Here is an 18,420-nt window from a genome sequence, read left to right as displayed (position 1 = left end):
CCGAACAGTTTCGAAGGTGGAGCCTTCAAATTCTGTTCGACTTTAACTTTAGTAGAGGCTTATAAATGTTTTACTATACTTGTGGACCTTCCACACGTTTCTTCTTGGTAAAGTCTACAGGTTTATTCTTAATCATTTTCCCTCTCCAAACTAACCAAATTTGCGCAGCTAGGAAGAGAGAAGAGTATGTTCCGACAATTAGCCCCACAGTTAATGCAATAGCAAATCCTGTTATAGGTGAAGCTCCGAGGAACAAGAATGCTAAAACGGCTATCAATGTCGTTATAGTTGTATTCAAGCTCCTTGTTAAAGTTTGTACAAGACTTCTATTCACAATAACAGCGAGATCCTTAAACGATTTAATCCGTTTCTCTTTACGCAGATTTTCCCTGATTCTATCAAACGTAACAATCGTATCGTTAATCGAGTAACCGACAATCGTAAGAATTGCAGCTACAATCGTGACATCAAACTCGATGCGAGTAATACTGAAAATAACCAGAACAAAAAATGCATCATGCAACAATGCAATAATCGCTGTTATTGCAAAGAACAGTTCAAATCGGAACGCAACATAAATAATCATAAATATGGAAGCAATTCCAACTGCATATAGTGCATTCTTCACTAGTTCCTCCCCAACAATTGGAGATACCACACTGATATTTGGTGAACTTCCGTACGCATCTTCAAAATATGTGGTCACTTCAGAAACCTTGTCCTCCGATAGCACTTTATCAAACCTTGCCACACCTCGGTCATTATTATCACCTGAGATAACGACGTCAGCTTCTAAGCCGAGGCTTTCAAAGTCAGATGTAACTTGCTCTTCAGTTATGCTGTCTTCTGCCGTTACTTCAATCCGAGAACCACTGGTGAAATCAATCCCTGGATTTAACTTAAACAGAAGTAATGAGGCAATACCCACTACTACCATAGCGATAGAAATAGCAAAGAATTTTTTGCGATGTTGTACAATGTTAAATTTTTTATTAAAGAATTCTGGTTCAGGCTGTTCTTTACTGGAAATATCCTTCACGGAATCTTTTTTAACCCCAAACCAACCTAACCGTTTGTTTAGAACTTTACTCTTCACCCAGAGTCCTAGTAACAATCTTGTCCCAAATACGGCTGTCAAGAAGCTTACTACGATGCTAACAATCAGCATTGTGGCAAAGCCCTTCACTGAACTAGTACCAAACATAAAGAGGACTGCAGCAGCTAGCAATGTCGTAATATTTGCATCAAATATAGTCGATAAGGAGTTTTTAGAACCTGTTTTAAATGCCGCTATTACAGATTTTCCTGTCCGTAATTCTTCTCTAATGCGTTCAAACGTTATAACATTGGCGTCTACTGCCATCCCGACACCCAAAATAAGTGCAGCTATTCCTGGTAGTGTCAACACACCATTCATGAGTTCGAAGATAACAAGTATTAAATAGATATAAATACTTAAATTAACTGCCGCTACAAATCCTGGTAAACGATAAACAATGATCATAAATATAAAGATCAATGCTACACCGACAAAGCCAGCAAAAACTGTTTTATCTAGTGCCATTTCCCCGAATTGTGCTCCTACGGAAGTAGAGTACAGTTCCGTCATGTGAACAGGTAATGAACCGGAATTTATAATATCAGCTAAACGCTGTGCTGATTCAACAGTGAAATTACCAGAAATCATTACATTTGTAGTATTTAGTGTTTGTGTGATGCTAGGTGCGGAAATATACTTTGGATCTTCTTTTTCCGATTCAGCTGCAAAAGAATCGCCTTCCTGATAATCCATCCAGATGACAAGTAAGTTATCTGGCGCACCCATGTTTTTAATTTGCGTTGACACTTCTCCAAATTTAGCCGCATCCTTTAGTTGCAATGTGACGATCGGTGCATTTGTCGTCTGATCAAAATCCTGCTTCGCACTTCCTTCTTTCACATCGTTACCGTTTAAAAGCTCATTGTCATTGACATCTCTGAAAGATAGTCTTGCAGAGGTTGAGAGGATTTCTCTTGCCTCTGTCTGATCCTGGACACCAGCAAGTTGCACCCGTATTCTATTTTCTCCCTCAATATCAATGCTCGCCTCACTGATCCCTAAGCGGTTAACACGTTCATTTAATATCTGGACAGTTGATTCAAGTAATTTCCTATCTACTTCTTGGCTTTCATCTACTGGCTCTACCTCATAGAGAACCTCGAAACCACCTTGAAGGTCCAACCCTAAATTAATATCTTTCGTTACACCAGTAACCGTTGATCCGATCAGACCCCCAAAAATAAGTACGATCAGAAAAAAGGCGACGATTCTGCCTCTCTTTTTCATTTATCTATGCCTCCAAACAATTGGCTAGGTTATTCCAGCCAATACTTTTCACTAAATTTTTACTAGAAATTAAAATCATCTCTTGCAATTATGTAAACTATCCACCATCTTCTTGACCACCCGCAGTTAAAGCAGAAATGGATGCAAATAAATTATCATCCTGGTAAGCCGCTACAGTCAGATAACTAATATAGGTTCCAGATCTAAGGTGGAAAATATCTTGCACCACTTCGTAAATTCGCTTTTCTGGATTACCTTTCCAAACCTTTTTAACTAGGCAGTCCCAGATCTCTTCGGGATTAGCCCTTGAGTATCCCATCATTTGAAATTCATCAGCCTTACTCTCTAATGTTGGCATAATCATGGCCTTCCATTCTGATACAGTTTGTACAATTTCCATAGTGTCCCTCCTTACACGGAGAATAGAATCTATTTCTTCTTTAATCCTTCTTGTCATGCTTGGCCCACTTGCAAGCATATATATCATTGTATATGAAAAATTATTATTTGAGAAGGCAGGTCGGCTATAATGACCAAACAAACATTTCTGCAAGGCACACTTATTTTAATTTTAGCTGGTATGATTACCCGATTTCTAGGTTTTATCAATCGAATTGTCGTAGCCCGGCTCATGGGAGAAGAAGGTGTGGGCCTTTATATGATGGCTCTCCCCACTTTATTTATGGTAATGACACTGACTCAGCTTGGGCTTCCTGTCGCCATTTCCAAAAGGGTTGCGGAAGCGGAAGCTAAAAATGATTCACAAAAAGTGAAGAAAATAGTAATCGTTTCTTTAATCGCTACGGGAATAACCAGTGTTCTATTTACTGTCGGTCTTATGTTTGCAGCACCCTTTGTAGCAACCTCACTTTTGACAGATGGACGGACACTATATCCTTTAATGGCTATTAGCCCTATTATTCCTATTGTTGCGATATCCTCTGTTCTGAGAGGATACTTTCAAGGTAAGCAGAACATGAAGCCACAGAGCTATGCACAGGTGATCGAACAGATTGTTCGAATAACATGCGTTGCTTTTTTCGTTAAGCTATTACTTCCATATGGCGTAGAGTATGCAGCAGCAGGTGCCATGATCAGTGTTATCTTGGGTGAGTTTATTTCCCTCTTATACATGATTTACATGTTTAAAAGAAAGAAAAAGATTAAAATTCGCACGAAATTTTTTAGCTATTTAAAATCTAGCCGTTCTACAGTAAAAGAACTGTTCTCCATTGCTCTTCCAAGTACTGGAAGTAGAATGATAGGCTCCTTTACAAATTTTTTAGAACCCATACTTGTTGCGCAAAGTCTTGCTATTGCAGGCATTTCAAGTTCCCTGGCAACAAGGCAATACGGAGAGCTCACAGGCTATATCTTCCCATTACTATTTTTACCAACATTTATTACACATTCCCTGTCCATCGCTCTCGTTCCGTCTATTTCAGAAGCAGAAGCCAATTTAAACAAGGGCTTGGTTCATTACCGTATCCATCAGTCCATTCGCTTGTCATTCGCTTCCGGCGCCATTGCAACAGTAGTGCTATGCCTATTTTCCTCACCGATCCTCACCTATATGTACGGGACAGACAAAGCTAGTAGCTTGCTTGTATTAATGGCACCTTTTTTCATTTTACTCTATGTCCAATCACCATTACAAGCTGCATTACAAGCACTCGATTTAGCAAAACCGGCCATGTGGAATAGCTTAATCGGGGCGCTGTGTAAATTAAGTGTATTGTTCTTTCTCGCATCAAATCCCAGCTTTGGAATTAACGGTGTAGCCATTGCCATGTCTGTTGGTGTAGTACTTGTTACTTTACTTCACTTTGCAGCCTTACAAAAAGCCATTCAATTTTCCATACCGTTGGTCGATATTGGTAAAATGATTCTTTTAATCGGTACAACCTGGGTGATCGGCTCTTGGATCAGAAATCTATATGAATCGATGGGGCCAAATTTATTTCTCTTTATACTTGCTCTCATCATACTTCTTATCTTTTATGTTATCACTCTCTTTATCCTTCGATTTATCTCAAGAGAGGAACTTATACAATTACCCTTATTTAAAAAATGGTTGAAGTAATAACTTGAGCGCAGGCATCTATACTAGTGAACGCCGCCTATGCGGTAGACCATTTTTATCGGCCTCCCTCCATTCACAAATCGATAACATCTATCGCCCTGAAAAAAAGAGACATGCCTATGGTTAAACCTAGGCATGTCTTCTTTTTATGCAACAAAACCTGCCCGTGGCAGGTTTTATAGCTGGCTTATATATGGTAATAGGTATCGTAAATATATATAAATCGTTGAAATGACGAGGGATAGTAACACGATTGGCACCCCAAACAGCATAAATCGAACGAAAGAAATTCTATCACCTGAACGTTCTGCCAATCCGGCAACTACCACATTTGCAGAAGATCCAATTAGTGTAGCATTCCCACCTAAGCAAGCACCGAGCGATAGAGCCCACCATATCGGATCCAAGTATACCATTCCATAGCTTTCAAACTCCTGTACTACAGGGATCATTGCCGCTACAAAAGGAATATTATCCACTATTCCAGAGAAAATCCCCGATACCCAAAGCACCAGCAAAGTAGTATTTACATAGTCCCCATCTGTTGTAAGAACAATAGCACGAGCAAGTTCATCAATTACTCCAACCTCTTGTAGCCCACCTACAAGCGTAAATAAACCTACAAAGAAAAATAGCGTAACCCATTCTACCTTTTCAAAAACCCTCTCAGCTTCTAATTCGTCTTGAGTTAGAAACAGTAGAAGTAGTGCTCCTGCTAAAGCAATCGCGGTTAGATCGATATGAACAAAAGCATGAAGAAGAAAGCCTGTTATCGTTAATATAAGAACGCTAATCGATTTATAAAGCATGGGTGTCTTATGTAGATGAGCCGCAGCATCCATCTTTTCTAACTCCCTAGCATCGATCACTGAATTTGATAGCGTTTTTCTAAAACAAAGGTAAATAAAAAGTATCATGGTTAGAAACATGATCAAGGCAATCGGTCCGACATGTATAAAGAAAGAAAGAAAGGTTAGATGTTCTACTGCTTGTCCAATCATAATATTCGGAGGATCTCCGATTAATGTTGCAGCACCTCCTATATTTGAACTAAATATAATCATTAATAAGTATGGAAAGGATGGTATGTTTAATAGTTTTGTGATTTTCAGGAGAATTGGTACAAAAATAAGAACGGTTGTCACATTATCAAGCATTGCTGAACCTACCGCGGTTAATACGCCAACACCTACTAGAAGTGGAATAGGTCTTCCCCCTACCCGCTGCGCGAAGCGGATTGCAATAAAGGTGAATAAGCCCGTTTTTTCAGTAATAGAAATGAGCACCATCATAGAAAATAGCAATGCAATTGTAGCCCAGTCGATGTATTCTGTAAATATATCCTGTGTTGTAAAAATTCCAGTTAATAATAAAAGGGTTCCTCCAGATAGCGCTACTATTGCTCGGTTTATTTTATCAGTCATAATGAAAAAATAGCTAACTATAAAAATAATTGTTGCAAGAAGGACGTCCATTTCTCACCCACTTTCACAATTCGTTATAAAGTGAAACTTCAATCAGTGGGGATTTCATTCTTCTCCCACTGATTGTTAGTTGAATGAATCGGGGTGTTAGCGTCCGTTTATTCCCACTTAAACATCACTGTTTTACTTCATGTTTTGAAGTGGGAGTCTTACGGACGGTTGCACCGGGATAGATATTGCTTTCTATACTATTTCTATGTGAGGACAGACTAAAATATTTTTCGTCTATTTTATTTTTTCTTGAATACTATTAATGTAAGTGGACAATCTCAGGGGGGATAATGAGTGAACAAACAACAATTTACAGCCCTATTGTATGGGTGGATTATCGTGTTAGGTCTTATACTACTTGCCAGCTTCATCTTAGCGTTACTACTTCGTTTTTCTACATTCAATGAACCGGCCTTAACGTGGGTAACACTCGTAATTGGATTAATTTCTCTATTTATAGGTGGAATGGTAGCTGGAGCCAAAAGCAAAGCCAAGGGGTGGATTATTGGAGCTTTAACAGGAATGGGATTTACCTTGTTTACATTCCTTGTCCAATATCTAGGGTATCAAGTCGGGTTTAGCATGGAACAGACGATTCATCATACAGCCTATATTCTTGTAGCTTTATTTGGTGGTGTAATAGGTGTTAATATTACCGGAGGACAGGTTGAGAAGTAGTGAAGCTTATTCGTATACTTTGGTAGAATACGAAGGATATGTAACGTTGACAAACTAGCATTCGCTTCTTTAGCAAACGTGTATACCAATATTATTTCCTAGAAATAAAATAAAACGAAGTTAACAAGATTCCGTTAACTTCGTTTTTCTATGTATTAGATACATAATGTTACTTAAAAACCATCCACCACAGGAGAAATGCCTATGGTGGCACCTTAGTCTACTTACTATTGTCTAACTTCACGGATTGCTGAACGGTCATACGTCAGCTTAGTACCGTCACCAGACTGAATTACGACAGTGTTTTCATCGATAGCGTGAACAACACCGTGGAATCCACCGATAGTAACAACGGATTGGCCTTTTTGTAGCTCTGACTGCATCTGTTTCACTTGCTTCTGGCGTTTTTGTTGTGGACGTATTAGCAAGAAATAGAAGATTACAAACATAAGAATAATTGGTGATAGTGATATAAGCATATCCATCTTTGTATTCCCTCCTTTCAAAATATATAAAAAACCTCTTTAGAAGTTCTTCGCATCCGGTTTATTCAGACCATATTGCTCAAAGAATTCTTCTTTAAAGTCACCAAGTCTATCTTCAGCAATTGCTGTTCGGACTTGCTCCATTAATTTTAACAGAAAATAGAGGTTATGATAAGTAGTAAGCCTAAAACCGAATGTTTCGTTACATTTAATTAAATGGCGAATGTATGCACGGGAGTAATTTTTACATACATGACAGTCACAATTCTCGTCAATCGGCCCAAAATCTCTAGCGAACTTTGCATTTCGTACAACAAGTCGTCCATTTGACGTCATGCATGTCCCATTTCGTGCGATCCTTGTTGGAAGCACACAATCAAACATATCAATTCCTCTTATGGCTCCATCAATCAAAGAATCCGGTGAACCAACTCCCATCAAGTAGCGTGGCTTATTAGACGGCATTAGGGGAGCCGTAAAGTCTAATACACGGTTCATAACATCTTTTGGTTCTCCAACAGATAGCCCGCCAATTGCATAGCCGGGTAGATCTAAGGAAACTAAATCCTGTGCACTTAATTTACGTAAATCTTCATACTCGCCGCCTTGAATTATACCAAACAAGCCTTGATCATGTTGTCGTTGATGCGCTTCTAGGCAACGTTCTGCCCAGCGTGAGGTACGCTCTACAGAAGATTTCATATACTCATAGCTGGCAGGATATGGTGGACACTCGTCAAAGGCCATCATGATGTCTGATCCGAGCGCATTTTGAATTTCCATTGCCCTTTCCGGTGATAAAAAGAGTTTATCTCCACTTAGATGGTTTCTAAAATGAACTCCTTCTTCTTTGATTTCCCGCATGTCACTCAAACTGAAGACTTGAAATCCACCAGAATCAGTCAAAATAGCGCCATCCCAATTCATAAACTTGTGTAATCCTCCAGCTTCTCTTACGATGTCCTCTCCTGGTCGAAGCCATAGATGGTACGTATTCGACAAGATGATATTCGCATTCATCTCTTGAAGCTCTTCAGGGCTCATCGTTTTCACAGTAGCAAGTGTCCCGACTGGCATGAATGTTGGGGTATCAAATGAACCGTGCGGTGTATGGACACGTCCCAATCTCGCCCCTGTTTGTTTACATGTTTTTATTAATTCATATGTTATGGGTGTCATAAAGTATTCGTCCTTTTTAATATATTAAGCATGAGGATAGATTCCTCATGCTACACTTACTTTCTAAGTAGTCTCTAGTAGGCACATTCAGAATGTTTCAAAAATCAACTTATCAAATCAAATAATTAACATAGCGTCGCCGAAACTAAAGAACCGGTATTTTTCTCTTACTGCTTCTTCATAGGCATGTAAAATGGAATTTTTGTCTGCCAAAGCACTGACTAACATAATTAACGTAGATTTAGGCAGATGAAAGTTTGTTATAAGCCCATCAACTGCACGGAATTCGTATGGTGGATAAATAAAAATATCTGTCCAGCCACTTGTTTCCACAAACGTGCCATTATCTCTAGCGATTGTTTCTAACGTTCTAGTGGACGTTGTACCTACTGAGATAATCCTTCCACCTTGCTCTTTTATTTGATTTAGTGTAACAGCTGTTTCTTGGGACATATGATAAAATTCCGAGTGCATTTGGTGATCATCAATATTATCTACACTTACAGGACGAAACGTTCCTAACCCTACATGTAAGGTTATGAAAGATACTGTAATTCCTTTTGCTTTGAGCTCATCAAGCAATTCATTTGTGAAATGTAGCCCTGCTGTTGGCGCTGCAGCCGAACCCTCTTCTTTTGCATATACAGTCTGGTATCTTTCCTTTTCAGGTAGCTTTTCTTTTATATATGGAGGAAGAGGCATTTCTCCGAGCTCATCAAGAACTTCATAAAATATACCGCTATAGGAAAATTCCATTACTCGCCCACCATGCTCTTTCAATCCTACACAAGTAGCTTGTAACTTTCCGCCTCCGAACGTAATAACAGATCCTTGCTTTACTTTTTTTGCAGGCTTAGCTAGTACTTCCCAAGTATCTCCATTTTCTTGGTGTAATAAAAGCACTTCAATATTTGCTCCTGTGTCTTCCTTCACACCGTATAGTCTTGCAGGCAATACGCGCGTATCATTTAGTACAAGGGCGTCACCTGGTTTAATGTAATCTTTTACATCTTTAAATTTCTTATGTTCCAGTTCTTTCTTGTTTTTATCTAGGACAAGTAGTCTAGAGGATGTACGATCCTTGAGTGGTGTTTGTGCAATTAGTTCCTCTGGTAAATGAAAATCAAAATCTTCTATATTCATGTTGCATCTCCTTACTTAACGAAACTTTCCTAAGATAAAGAATACCAAGGAAAGTATAATACTTACAATAATTGAAGTCATAATCGGAAAATGAACCGTGACATTTCCCTTCTTGAAAGAAAAATCACCAGGTAATTTTCCAATAAACGTCCATACAATTCCAATAAGGACCATAATAATCCCTGCGACAATAAGCAATTTACCTATACTCATTCTGAGCCAGGCACTTTCATTCCAAAATGTAGGTATGCTTTTGGTGTGACAATTCTCCCTCTTGGTGTTCTTTGGATAAAACCGATTTGTAATAAATATGGTTCGTAAACATCTTCAATTGTTTGAGATTCCTCACCAATTGTAGCAGCTATTGTATCCAACCCAACAGGTCCACCCTGGAAGTTTTCTATCATTCCTTTTAATAGCTTATGATCGATGTGGTCAAGTCCTTCATCATCAACCTGTAACATCGTTAAAGCGTCAGCTGTTGTATCTGCGCTTATCTCTACCTCGCCCTTCACTTGCGAGATATCTCGAATCCTTTTTAGCAAGCGATTTGCAATCCTCGGGGTGCCCCTAGAACGTCTGGCCACTTCCGTTGCAGCTTCCTTTGTAATAGAGGTTTGAAAAATTTCGGCTGTTCGCTCAATAATAGAGCATAAATCTTTCGCTTCATAAAACTCCAAGCGGCTAAGTACGCCAAATCGGTCGCGAAGAGGTGCTGATAATAGTCCTGCCCTTGTAGTAGCACCTACCAATGTAAATGGGGGTAAGTCAATCCTAACCGACCTTGCACTCGGTCCTGTGCCTATAACAATATCGAGGAAAAAATCCTCCATTGCAGGATATAATACTTCCTCTACAGAACGCGGAAGGCGGTGAATCTCATCAATAAACAGCACATCACCAGGTTCTAAAGAAGACAATATAGCTGCAAGATCTCCAGCTCGTTCTATGGCAGGTCCAGAGGTGGAACGGAATTGCACTCCCATTTCATTTGCAATAATTGCTGCTAATGTGGTTTTCCCTAACCCTGGAGGGCCATACAACAGAACGTGGTCCAATGGTTCTTCTCTCATTCTAGCTGCCTTAATAAAAATACTAAGATTTTCTTTAACCTTCTGCTGTCCAATATACTGATTTAAAGCAGAAGGCCGAAGACTTAGCTCAACTGAATCTTCTTCTTGAAATTCTCCTGTAACCATACGTTCTTCCATTATTCTCCCCCTCTCCTACTTTTTCATTAATAAAGATAATGCTTTTCTAATAAGCTCATCCGCGTTTTTACTATCCGTTGCTTTTAACTCTGGCATAATACCTTTTATTTCCCTATCCGTATATCCAAGCGCCTTTAATGCTTCCGCAGCCTCCTGAAGACCTTCTGCATCTGCATCCTTTGCATTAGCCATATCGGTTTCCACTTCGGTGATGGTAAGGACGTTTGTAAGCTTACCTTTTAGATCTAGAATAATTTGCCTTGCTGTCTTTTTCCCTACCCCTGGAAAGCTCGTTAAGAATTTGTCATCTTCCCGTTCAATTGCTGCTGCGATGCCAGCTACATCCACTCCACTGAGTATTGCCAATGCGCCTTTTGGGCCTATTCCGGAGACAGAAATTAGTTTGGTAAACAAAAATTTCTCATCTTCATTTTTAAATCCATACAAAATCTGCGCGTCTTCCCTTACGTGATGATATGTATGGATCTTAATCTCTTTATGTAACGACGACTGAAACACAAAAGGATTGGCACAAAATAATTCGTAGCCAATTCCTTGAACGTCCATGATGATGGAATCATCTAAGATATATGTAAGCATTCCTTTAATATAAGCAATCATTCATCCGTCTCCTTTACAATCCTTTCACCATTCTATCATAACTTTACAATCAGCGAAACTTACAGTTATTACGCATAATTAACTAATAAAAGAAGCTCCTATCCTCGAACGGGAATAGAAACTTCCTTGTTAAATGAGTTAATTTGATTCTTCTAAATTGTGATGAATGTCCTGTACATCTTCGTTTTCTTCTAACGTCTCTATAAGGGTTAACATTTTGCTCTCGTCGGTTTCATTCAGAGCACTGTATGTTTGTGGAAAGAGGGTTACTTCAGAATCAGCTATTTCGTAACCATTTTCCGTTAGGTGTGTCACGACATCTTGGAAGTTTTCTGGTTCAGTAAAGATTTCATAAGCTTCTTCTTCTGTTGTAATATCCTCTGCTCCTGCCTCAAGAGCTTCTAATGTAAGTTCGTCTTCATCAATTTCCCCATTTTCATTCGCAATTACGATGTATCCTTTACGGTCAAACATGAAAGAAACACTTCCATTTTCTCCAAGGTTGCCGTCATTTTTCTTAAATGCATGGCGAACTTCTGCAGCAGTACGGTTTTTATTATCTGTTAAAACATTAACGATAACTGCAACACCACCAGGTCCATACCCTTCATATGTTAGTTCCTCAAAGCTAGCACCATCAAGTGTACCAGTTGCCTTTTTTATTGCACGATCAATATTATCATTAGGCATATTATCCGCTTTCGCCTTATCTACTACTAGACGTAGAGAAGCATTTGTTGAGATGTCCCCGCCTCCCTGTTTCGCAGCAGTATATATATCTTTCGCGTGGCGCATAAAAACTTTACCTTTTTTTGCATCCTGTGCATTTTTTCTTCTTTGTATATTCTTCCATTTAGAATGACCAGCCATCGGACATTCTCCTCTCTAGAAATTTCCTTTTTAACTATACCAAAAAAAAGGAATTTCATAAAGCGAAACTTCATTTAGTGGGGCTCGCTACCTCTTACACCAAATGTTCGTTTACCGGGCCGGTCCTTTACTGACAGTTTATCCCACTTCAAAACTTGATATCTTTTCCCTTCTTGAATTGGAGGACTTTCTGTCACTTTAAGGGGGATAAAAAACTAATGGCTAGATAACGTCATTTATTATGGCGTATTTCCATTTGGTTTGGCATCTCGGTTCTTCATATATTCCCAATAAGCATTATCTGTAAAGACAATAATTTCCTTTTTTGTATCTGGAAGTAATTTTTGAATTTCCTCTTTCACCCGCTTTGGTACATCTTCTGTAGCATACTCCCTTTGTATGAGCCCTACTAAAATTTGATCCTCTGTGGAAGCAACCTGTGCTGTTACAATATCTTTTCGATTCTCCAATTCCTCGGATAGCCATAACGCCTCTTCGTTCGTATAAGCATCTGAGTAACCGTTTTTAAAATCAGCATCATTGGCACCTTCCTGTTTACTTTGCGGGTAGCCCCCTTGCTCACCTATAGAAAGTTCTTTCCCTTGTTCTCTTTCTTTATGTTCTTGTTCAGTCTCATAATTTATATACTCTGTTTTTTGCTGGTTATCATCTGACTGCCCTTGTTCCTCCGTACCAGAATTGCATCCAGTAAGTATCAACAATGCTAGCCCAAATACTAATTTTGTTTTCAAAAAAAAACCTCCTTTATCCATAGTTTGGATAAGGAAGGTTTTTTTACACAGTCAATTTTAGGGAATTACACATTATTGCTCGCGCTTAAATTGCGGAAGTGCCTCACGCTTATGGGCAGACTTTTTATGCAAGGATTCAATAATTTCTTTATCGCGTTCAGGAATTTGCTCTCCTTTAAGATAGGCGTCAATTGTATCATAGCTTGTTCCCATCTCATCTTCATCAGTTTGTCCTTCCCATAGATCAGCACTTGGCTTTTTCTTAACAATATGACTAGGAACACCAAGGTAACTTGCCATATCACGGACTTCCTGTTTTGTAAATTCAACAATTGGAAGAATATCAGCACCACCGTCACCGTACTTTGTAAAGTAACCTGTATACCACTCTGCTGCATTATCTGTTCCAACTACCATGTAGTTATAATTCGTTGCAAGTGCATATAACGTGCTCATACGAAGGCGTGCGCGAAGGTTAGCACCAGCTAACTTATCATTTTCTTCAATGAATGTGTTGCTTTCATTTAAACTGTCTTTGATTTCAGAGTACATAATTTTATGTGTCTCTGTAAGATCAACTGTCATAGATTTAATTCCACTGCTCTCCACTACCTGCTTGGCATCATCCAAATTCGAATCACTTGTATAAATTGGAAGCAACACACCTAAAGAATTATCTGGGAAAGCACGTTGTATTAAATGTGAAACGACTGCAGAATCTAATCCACCACTAATACCTACCAAGAGGCCATTGACTCCAGCCTGCTTAACTTGGTCACGTAACCACTGTACAATTTGGTCTACCTGTTTTTCCACTGCTATCTCTCCTTTTAAATAATCAATATTAAACATTTTATCACTATTTCACTTTTTTTAAAAAAATAACGACGTTTAAAGCATTTCATCTACACTTTCTTATACGCATGATTACCTACAAGCTTTTATTCCCGTCTCTTGAAAATACAAACATAAAAAAATGTAGTAACGTTGAAACCTATATGTAGCGTTCTTCTCCAAAAAAATAGAGACGATATCTTTTCTCGTCTCTATGTTTATTCTATTCACCTTTAGTTGAATCCTTATTATCTTCTTCTCGATTACTAAAATCAGGATATGCTGGGGGCGTCGGAGCAAAATTCGATGTACCGTCAAATTGTTGTGGAAACATTTGCGGTTGAAACGGCTGCTGTCCCTGTTGTTGAAATGGCTGTTGCCCCTGATTTTGGAATGGCTGCTGTCCCATGGACATTTGATGTTGCATAGGATCGAACATCATGTGGTGTGGGCTACCGTGCATTTTTGGTCCAGAACATCCGCAATCGTCCTTACCATGCTGCATATGTGCAGGAGCCATACCGTGATGAGGGTCCATAGCATGCATTGGTCCCATTGGCCAGTCAGAAACCTGGGCCATTACCGGAAACGGGACAGGTGGATAACATGGATGTACGATGTGACAGCACATTGGGACCGTATGTGTTGGTGCCTGTTGTGGCTGCATGTGGAACTGTGGTTGTAATTCTGGTTTTGGAGATGGCTTCGGATAGGTTTTAGCTTCAACCTTTGGCTTCTCTTTCGGCTTTTCCTTTTTCATCTCCTTTTTCGGCTGCACATGATGGTGTGTTTCTGGGAAGTTAATCGTCGTATAATTTTGAAATTCTTGTTCTAAAATTGGCATTTGCATAATGGGTTGGTTTGGCATCTGCGGCATCTGCGGCATTTGAGGCATCTGTGGTTTTGGCACTTCTTTTTCGTCTTCCTTCATTACTGGCATCGGTTTAGGGGAGGTGTCCTTGTATGGTTGCTTTACCGTTTCCTTTTTTGGCATGTGTTCCTGTTTTACAGCTTTAGAACTGCTCGGAATTTTAATTTTCATTCCAGGCATAATCATATCAGGACTCGACAATTGGCTATTCATTTGCTTTAACTCTTCAAAATCTACCCCATATTTCTTGGATAATTCCCAGAGTGTATCTCCTTTTTGAACAATGTGTATTTTCAAAACGAACCGAACTCCTTTCGATATAGAACTGGGCTAATTACTCTATATCAACATATGCAAGCATACAGAAAAAGTTGAAAGATATTTTAGAAAAAGTCTTCTATTGTCACCACCAGACTTTTTTACGAATGACTTTTTCAACAACAAAAAAACCGCCTATCTCAATAAATAGGCGGCGTAAGGATGTTAAATAGTTAATTTATAAACGGGATATGTCCCCATTATCGTTACATTACAACCCAAAGCTTCTAATTCCCCTTTTACTCCTGGAAACAATACATCATCATAGGGCTGATCGACATCAATGATAAAGAAATAATTTCCTAAGCCAGTTTTCATTGGCCTAGATTCTATTTTAGACAAACTCATTTTTCTCCAAGCGAACGCAGACAGAACTTGATGCAAAGCACCAGCTTGGTCACTAGGTAAGGAAATGAGCATACTGGTTTTCTCTATGCTAACAGGATGTTTAATTTTTAGCTTTTTTTCATCCTTGCAAAGTACCACAAAACGAGTATGGTTATTTGAATAGTCATGGATGTTTTCCTGTAATAGTTTGAGACCATACACCTCTGCTGCTAATTTGTTTCCAATTGCAGCAATCGGCAAATCGCTCTTACTTACAATCTCTGCAGCTTTCCCTGTTGAAGTGGTGTACTGAATCTTAGCCTCAGGTAGCGACTGGTGAAGATATTGATGACATTGGGCGATGGCATGACTATGAGAATGCACTTCCGTAATATCGCCAAGACTACCCTGGAAGGTCGGTTGTACCAACAAATGCTGCTGTATAGGCACTACAATTTCAGCCACAATTGGTAGTCTTACTTGGTGTACCAAATAATCTACTGTTAGCTGAACCGTCCCTTCGATTGCATTTTCAAGTGGCACAACAGCGATATCTATCTCATCATGTTCTACTGCGTCAATACATTCTGGAATGGTTGCATAGCTTTCTTTATGTTCTCCATTAAATGCTGCATCTACAGCTAGTTTTGTAAAGGTCCCTTTAGGCCCCAAATAACCAATAGTTGCTGACAAAATTTCTCCCCCTATTTCCCTTGGAACTGCATCTATTACTCGATAAATTCGAATTCAAAATCAAGCAGTCGTATCGTATCGCCGTCCCTCGCACCCCGTTCACGAAGGGCTTTATCTACGCCCATTCCTCTTATCTGTCTAGAGAAACGCTGGATTGCTTCATCTCTTGCAAAGTCCGTCATTTTGAATAATTTTTCAATTTTAACGCCTGAAAGCACATACGCACCATCATCGTCACGTGTAATTTCAAATGGTGCATCCTCTTTTGTATGGCGATAAATAACTTTTTCTTCAACTTCGTCCATCTTAGGTGCAACCTTAGGAATAGCATCCAGTTGGTCGGCAATTGCAAATAGAATATCACGCAAGCCTTCTTTAGTTAAAGCAGATATTTCGTAAACTGGAATATCCTCACCAAGCTGTTCTTTAAACATTTCTAAGTTATCCGAAGCACCAGGCATATCCATTTTATTTGCTGCTATAATTTGCGGACGTTCTGTCAGCTTCATGTCATACTCTATTAGTTCTTGGTTTATTTTCACAAAATCGTCGTAAGGATCACGGCCTTCTGTTCCGGCCATATCGATTACATGAACAATCAACCTTGTTCTCTCTACATGGCGCAAAAACTGATGGCCAAGTCCTACTCCCTCATGGGCCCCTTCTATTAAGCCTGGTAAATCAGCCATAACAAAGCTGCGCTGATCACTCGTGTCGATGACACCCAGGTTGGGAGCAAGCGTAGTAAAATGATAATCAGCAATTTTCGGTTTAGCGGCACTTACAACAGAAAGAAATGTCGACTTACCTACACTTGGGAAACCGACCAATCCAACATCGGCAATTAATTTAAGTTCGACTTTTATGTTTCGTTCCTGCCCTGGCTCACCATTTTCAGCCATATCTGGTGCAGGATTTCTTGGTGTAGCAAACCGTGTATTTCCTCTTCCCCCACGGCCACCGTGGACAATGATAGCCCTTTGCTTATGTGCTGTTAAATCAGCAATGACCTCATCAGTTTCTTCATCTATAACCGTAGTACCTGGAGGAACTGGGACTACTAATGGTACAGCATTTTTACCATGCTGTGTTTTGCTCATCCCATTTTCACCACGCTTACCTTTAAAGTGACGATTATAACGAAAATCCATCAAAGTATTTAATCCTTCATCAACCTCAAAAACAACATCGCCGCCATTACCGCCGTCTCCACCAGCAGGACCGCCTTTCGGTACATATTTTTCTCGACGGTATGCGACAAGTCCATTCCCGCCATCTCCTGCCTTCACATACACACTAACCTGATCTACAAACATTGTTGACTCACCTCATATTTCACACGGAATTGCGAACGTACACACGATTCCGTCATTGGTATTTTCTATACTCATTTGATATTCCAATTCCAAGCCATTAAGCTCTTTAATTACTTCTTCTTTGTCTTTAAAATTCCCATTAATGGACAATTTGACACGTAAAACTTCCTGTTTATCTGTATCTTCGAGAAGAAGTTTCGCCTCAAACAGCTCCATTTTTTCGTGCAAGTGACTAATAAGTGATATAACACGATTACATTGTCTAACCAATTGCTCATCGGATTGAGATATTTTTTTATTTTCGGTATGTATTTGGTAGGTCAGACGAAAATCTTCATAATAGCCATTAAATTGGATGACCCACAATGTTAATAACGTGCCTTGTAAATGCATGAGTTTTCTTTCTTCATTGTAATATTCCAGACTTTCTTGGACTTTACTCTCCACTCTGTCTGTTTTATTCATACTTAAGTAGCCATGAATTATTTGTAAATGGTTCATTAAATCATGACGATAATGCTGCAGTAATAAGATAACATCCTTCTCGTTCATGTCTTCCCTCCATTACATATCAAAGTATAGCAGAAAAACCAGTAATCTTCCTAACCAGAGAAGTATATGTAATTAGAAAAGCGCGGAGCGGCCGTAATAGGGATCCGGGTAAGCCACTGGTTCAAACCAGTCACAAGCCTCTTTATCAGAAGGCGATTTGCGAAGTCACCTAGCTTGGCACTCGGAGCTAGACATCTGTGCAGATTACTTTTTAGAAAGGCAGAAACACCTTAATAGTACAGACAGGCACTACCATTTTAAACTAGCATAACATAAGATACTCTTCTGTACCGAATATAGATTTATTCTTTTCATTGAACAAGGGTATATTGTTTCATATACTAAAAAAACTCCAACCTTAAGAAAGTTGGAGTTTTTTACGTACATGCAAAATGTTATGCTTCCTGTGCCACTGGATAAACACTAACTTTTTTGCGGTCACGGCCAACGCGTTCAAACTTAACAACGCCGTCAGCTTTTGCAAAAAGTGTGTCATCTCCACCACGACCAACGTTTTCACCTGGATAGATCTTCGTACCGCGTTGACGGTAAAGAATAGAACCACCAGTTACGAATTGGCCATCAGCACGTTTAGCACCAAGACGTTTGGATTCTGAATCACGACCGTTCTTAGTACTACCAGCACCTTTTTTCTGTGAGAAAAACTGCAAATCAAGACGTAGCAT

General features: G+C 39.3%; 19 protein-coding genes. 2 read left to right on the top strand and 17 right to left on the bottom strand.

What is annotated here, in order from left to right; all coding sequences use genetic code 11:
* Positions 1 to 73: 73 nt before the first annotated feature.
* Both secDF and AC6CHS_RS01295 read right to left on the bottom strand, forming a co-directional pair.
* Complete coding sequence (gene secDF / locus AC6CHS_RS01300) at positions 74 to 2,326, bottom strand: protein translocase subunit SecDF (RefSeq protein ID WP_498233673.1); 2,253 nt, start codon at positions 2,324 to 2,326, stop codon at positions 74 to 76.
* A gap of 97 nt (positions 2,327 to 2,423) precedes the next feature.
* Positions 2,424 to 2,726, bottom strand: coding sequence for a post-transcriptional regulator (locus tag AC6CHS_RS01295; protein ID WP_498233672.1), 303 nt, complete (start codon positions 2,724 to 2,726; stop codon positions 2,424 to 2,426).
* Between the two features lie 129 nt (positions 2,727 to 2,855).
* On the opposite strand from AC6CHS_RS01295, the gene spoVB reads away from it, so the two are divergent.
* Complete coding sequence (gene spoVB / locus AC6CHS_RS01290; protein WP_498233671.1) at positions 2,856 to 4,409, top strand: stage V sporulation protein B; 1,554 nt, start codon at positions 2,856 to 2,858, stop codon at positions 4,407 to 4,409.
* Positions 4,410 to 4,585: 176 nt separating this feature from the next.
* On the opposite strand, the gene AC6CHS_RS01285 is transcribed toward spoVB, so the two are convergent.
* On the bottom strand, positions 4,586 to 5,884 hold the full coding sequence (locus AC6CHS_RS01285) for an ArsB/NhaD family transporter (protein WP_498233670.1): 1,299 nt from the start codon (positions 5,882 to 5,884) through the stop codon (positions 4,586 to 4,588).
* Between the two features lie 294 nt (positions 5,885 to 6,178).
* Between AC6CHS_RS01285 and AC6CHS_RS01280 the strand changes: the two genes are divergently transcribed.
* The gene (locus AC6CHS_RS01280) at positions 6,179 to 6,562 is read left to right on the top strand and encodes a TIGR04086 family membrane protein (RefSeq protein ID WP_036572322.1); all 384 of its coding nucleotides are present in this window, start codon (positions 6,179 to 6,181) and stop codon (positions 6,560 to 6,562) included.
* 227 nt (positions 6,563 to 6,789) lie between these two features.
* Here AC6CHS_RS01280 and yajC read toward each other — a convergent pair whose 3' ends face one another.
* The 14 genes from yajC to rpmA all read right to left on the bottom strand — a co-directional run bounded on the left by yajC (position 6,790) and on the right by rpmA (position 18,420).
* Positions 6,790 to 7,047, bottom strand: a complete 258-nt coding sequence (gene yajC / locus AC6CHS_RS01275; protein ID WP_036572319.1) for a preprotein translocase subunit YajC — start codon at positions 7,045 to 7,047, stop codon at positions 6,790 to 6,792.
* A gap of 39 nt (positions 7,048 to 7,086) precedes the next feature.
* Positions 7,087 to 8,226, bottom strand: a complete 1,140-nt coding sequence (tgt, locus tag AC6CHS_RS01270; protein ID WP_036572317.1) for a tRNA guanosine(34) transglycosylase Tgt — start codon at positions 8,224 to 8,226, stop codon at positions 7,087 to 7,089.
* A gap of 117 nt (positions 8,227 to 8,343) precedes the next feature.
* Entirely contained in the window at positions 8,344 to 9,369 is a 1,026-nt protein-coding gene (gene queA / locus AC6CHS_RS01265) for a tRNA preQ1(34) S-adenosylmethionine ribosyltransferase-isomerase QueA (protein ID WP_498233669.1), read from the bottom strand.
* A 15-nt stretch (positions 9,370 to 9,384) separates the two neighbouring features.
* Complete coding sequence (locus tag AC6CHS_RS01260; protein WP_498233668.1) at positions 9,385 to 9,582, bottom strand: DUF2905 domain-containing protein; 198 nt, start codon at positions 9,580 to 9,582, stop codon at positions 9,385 to 9,387.
* Positions 9,579 to 10,580 (bottom strand): Holliday junction branch migration DNA helicase RuvB, encoded by a 1,002-nt coding sequence (gene ruvB / locus AC6CHS_RS01255; RefSeq protein WP_036572308.1) that lies wholly within the window; start codon positions 10,578 to 10,580, stop codon positions 9,579 to 9,581. The genes AC6CHS_RS01260 and ruvB overlap by 4 nt, the downstream gene beginning before the upstream one ends.
* A 15-nt stretch (positions 10,581 to 10,595) precedes the next feature.
* The gene (ruvA, locus tag AC6CHS_RS01250) at positions 10,596 to 11,201 is read right to left on the bottom strand and encodes a Holliday junction branch migration protein RuvA (protein ID WP_498233667.1); all 606 of its coding nucleotides are present in this window, start codon (positions 11,199 to 11,201) and stop codon (positions 10,596 to 10,598) included.
* Between the two features lie 138 nt (positions 11,202 to 11,339).
* Positions 11,340 to 12,071, bottom strand: a complete 732-nt coding sequence (locus tag AC6CHS_RS01245) for a YebC/PmpR family DNA-binding transcriptional regulator (protein WP_498233666.1) — start codon at positions 12,069 to 12,071, stop codon at positions 11,340 to 11,342.
* Positions 12,072 to 12,310: 239 nt separating this feature from the next.
* A complete protein-coding gene (locus AC6CHS_RS01240) occupies positions 12,311 to 12,823 on the bottom strand; it encodes a YhcN/YlaJ family sporulation lipoprotein (RefSeq protein ID WP_498233665.1) in 513 nt (170 codons plus the stop codon).
* A gap of 72 nt (positions 12,824 to 12,895) precedes the next feature.
* On the bottom strand, positions 12,896 to 13,639 hold the full coding sequence (gene nadE, locus AC6CHS_RS01235) for an NAD(+) synthase (RefSeq protein ID WP_498233664.1): 744 nt from the start codon (positions 13,637 to 13,639) through the stop codon (positions 12,896 to 12,898).
* 241 nt (positions 13,640 to 13,880) lie between these two features.
* Positions 13,881 to 14,825: a SafA/ExsA family spore coat assembly protein gene (safA, locus tag AC6CHS_RS01230; RefSeq protein WP_498233663.1), complete on the bottom strand. Its 945-nt coding sequence runs from the start codon at positions 14,823 to 14,825 to the stop codon at positions 13,881 to 13,883.
* Between the two features lie 186 nt (positions 14,826 to 15,011).
* Positions 15,012 to 15,869: a prephenate dehydratase gene (gene pheA, locus AC6CHS_RS01225; protein WP_498234535.1), complete on the bottom strand. Its 858-nt coding sequence runs from the start codon at positions 15,867 to 15,869 to the stop codon at positions 15,012 to 15,014.
* A gap of 32 nt (positions 15,870 to 15,901) precedes the next feature.
* Entirely contained in the window at positions 15,902 to 17,182 is a 1,281-nt protein-coding gene (gene obgE, locus AC6CHS_RS01220; protein ID WP_498233662.1) for a GTPase ObgE, read from the bottom strand.
* Positions 17,183 to 17,194: 12 nt separating this feature from the next.
* Positions 17,195 to 17,734, bottom strand: coding sequence for a Spo0B domain-containing protein (locus AC6CHS_RS01215; RefSeq protein WP_498233661.1), 540 nt, complete (start codon positions 17,732 to 17,734; stop codon positions 17,195 to 17,197).
* Positions 17,735 to 18,129: 395 nt separating this feature from the next.
* A complete protein-coding gene (rpmA, locus tag AC6CHS_RS01210; protein ID WP_106897049.1) occupies positions 18,130 to 18,420 on the bottom strand; it encodes a 50S ribosomal protein L27 in 291 nt (96 codons plus the stop codon).

This window comes from Oceanobacillus sp. GQ8, assembly GCF_059758495.1.
Note: the sequence above shows the minus strand (reverse complement) of the source record. Positions and strands in the feature narration are given on the sequence as shown.

Bases quoted from the DNA above. Each gene is read 5' to 3' on its own strand.
- rpmA (WP_106897049.1), bottom strand. From the start codon at position 18,420: ATGCTACGTCTTGATTTGCAGTTTTTCTCACAGAAAAAAGGTGCTGGT.
- queA (WP_498233669.1), bottom strand. From the start codon at position 9,369: ATGAATATAGAAGATTTTGATTTTCATTTACCAGAGGAACTAATTGCA.
- ruvB (WP_036572308.1), bottom strand. From the start codon at position 10,580: ATGGAAGAACGTATGGTTACAGGAGAATTTCAAGAAGAAGATTCAGTT.
- AC6CHS_RS01285 (WP_498233670.1), bottom strand. From the start codon at position 5,884: ATGGACGTCCTTCTTGCAACAATTATTTTTATAGTTAGCTATTTTTTC.
- yajC (WP_036572319.1), bottom strand. From the start codon at position 7,047: ATGGATATGCTTATATCACTATCACCAATTATTCTTATGTTTGTAATC.
- AC6CHS_RS01260 (WP_498233668.1), bottom strand. From the start codon at position 9,582: ATGAGTATAGGTAAATTGCTTATTGTCGCAGGGATTATTATGGTCCTT.
- tgt (WP_036572317.1), bottom strand. From the start codon at position 8,226: ATGACACCCATAACATATGAATTAATAAAAACATGTAAACAAACAGGG.
- spoVB (WP_498233671.1), top strand. From the start codon at position 2,856: ATGACCAAACAAACATTTCTGCAAGGCACACTTATTTTAATTTTAGCT.
- AC6CHS_RS01245 (WP_498233666.1), bottom strand. From the start codon at position 12,071: ATGGCTGGTCATTCTAAATGGAAGAATATACAAAGAAGAAAAAATGCA.
- AC6CHS_RS01215 (WP_498233661.1), bottom strand. From the start codon at position 17,734: ATGAACGAGAAGGATGTTATCTTATTACTGCAGCATTATCGTCATGAT.
- AC6CHS_RS01295 (WP_498233672.1), bottom strand. From the start codon at position 2,726: ATGGAAATTGTACAAACTGTATCAGAATGGAAGGCCATGATTATGCCA.
- ruvA (WP_498233667.1), bottom strand. From the start codon at position 11,201: ATGATTGCTTATATTAAAGGAATGCTTACATATATCTTAGATGATTCC.
- secDF (WP_498233673.1), bottom strand. From the start codon at position 2,326: ATGAAAAAGAGAGGCAGAATCGTCGCCTTTTTTCTGATCGTACTTATT.
- obgE (WP_498233662.1), bottom strand. From the start codon at position 17,182: ATGTTTGTAGATCAGGTTAGTGTGTATGTGAAGGCAGGAGATGGCGGG.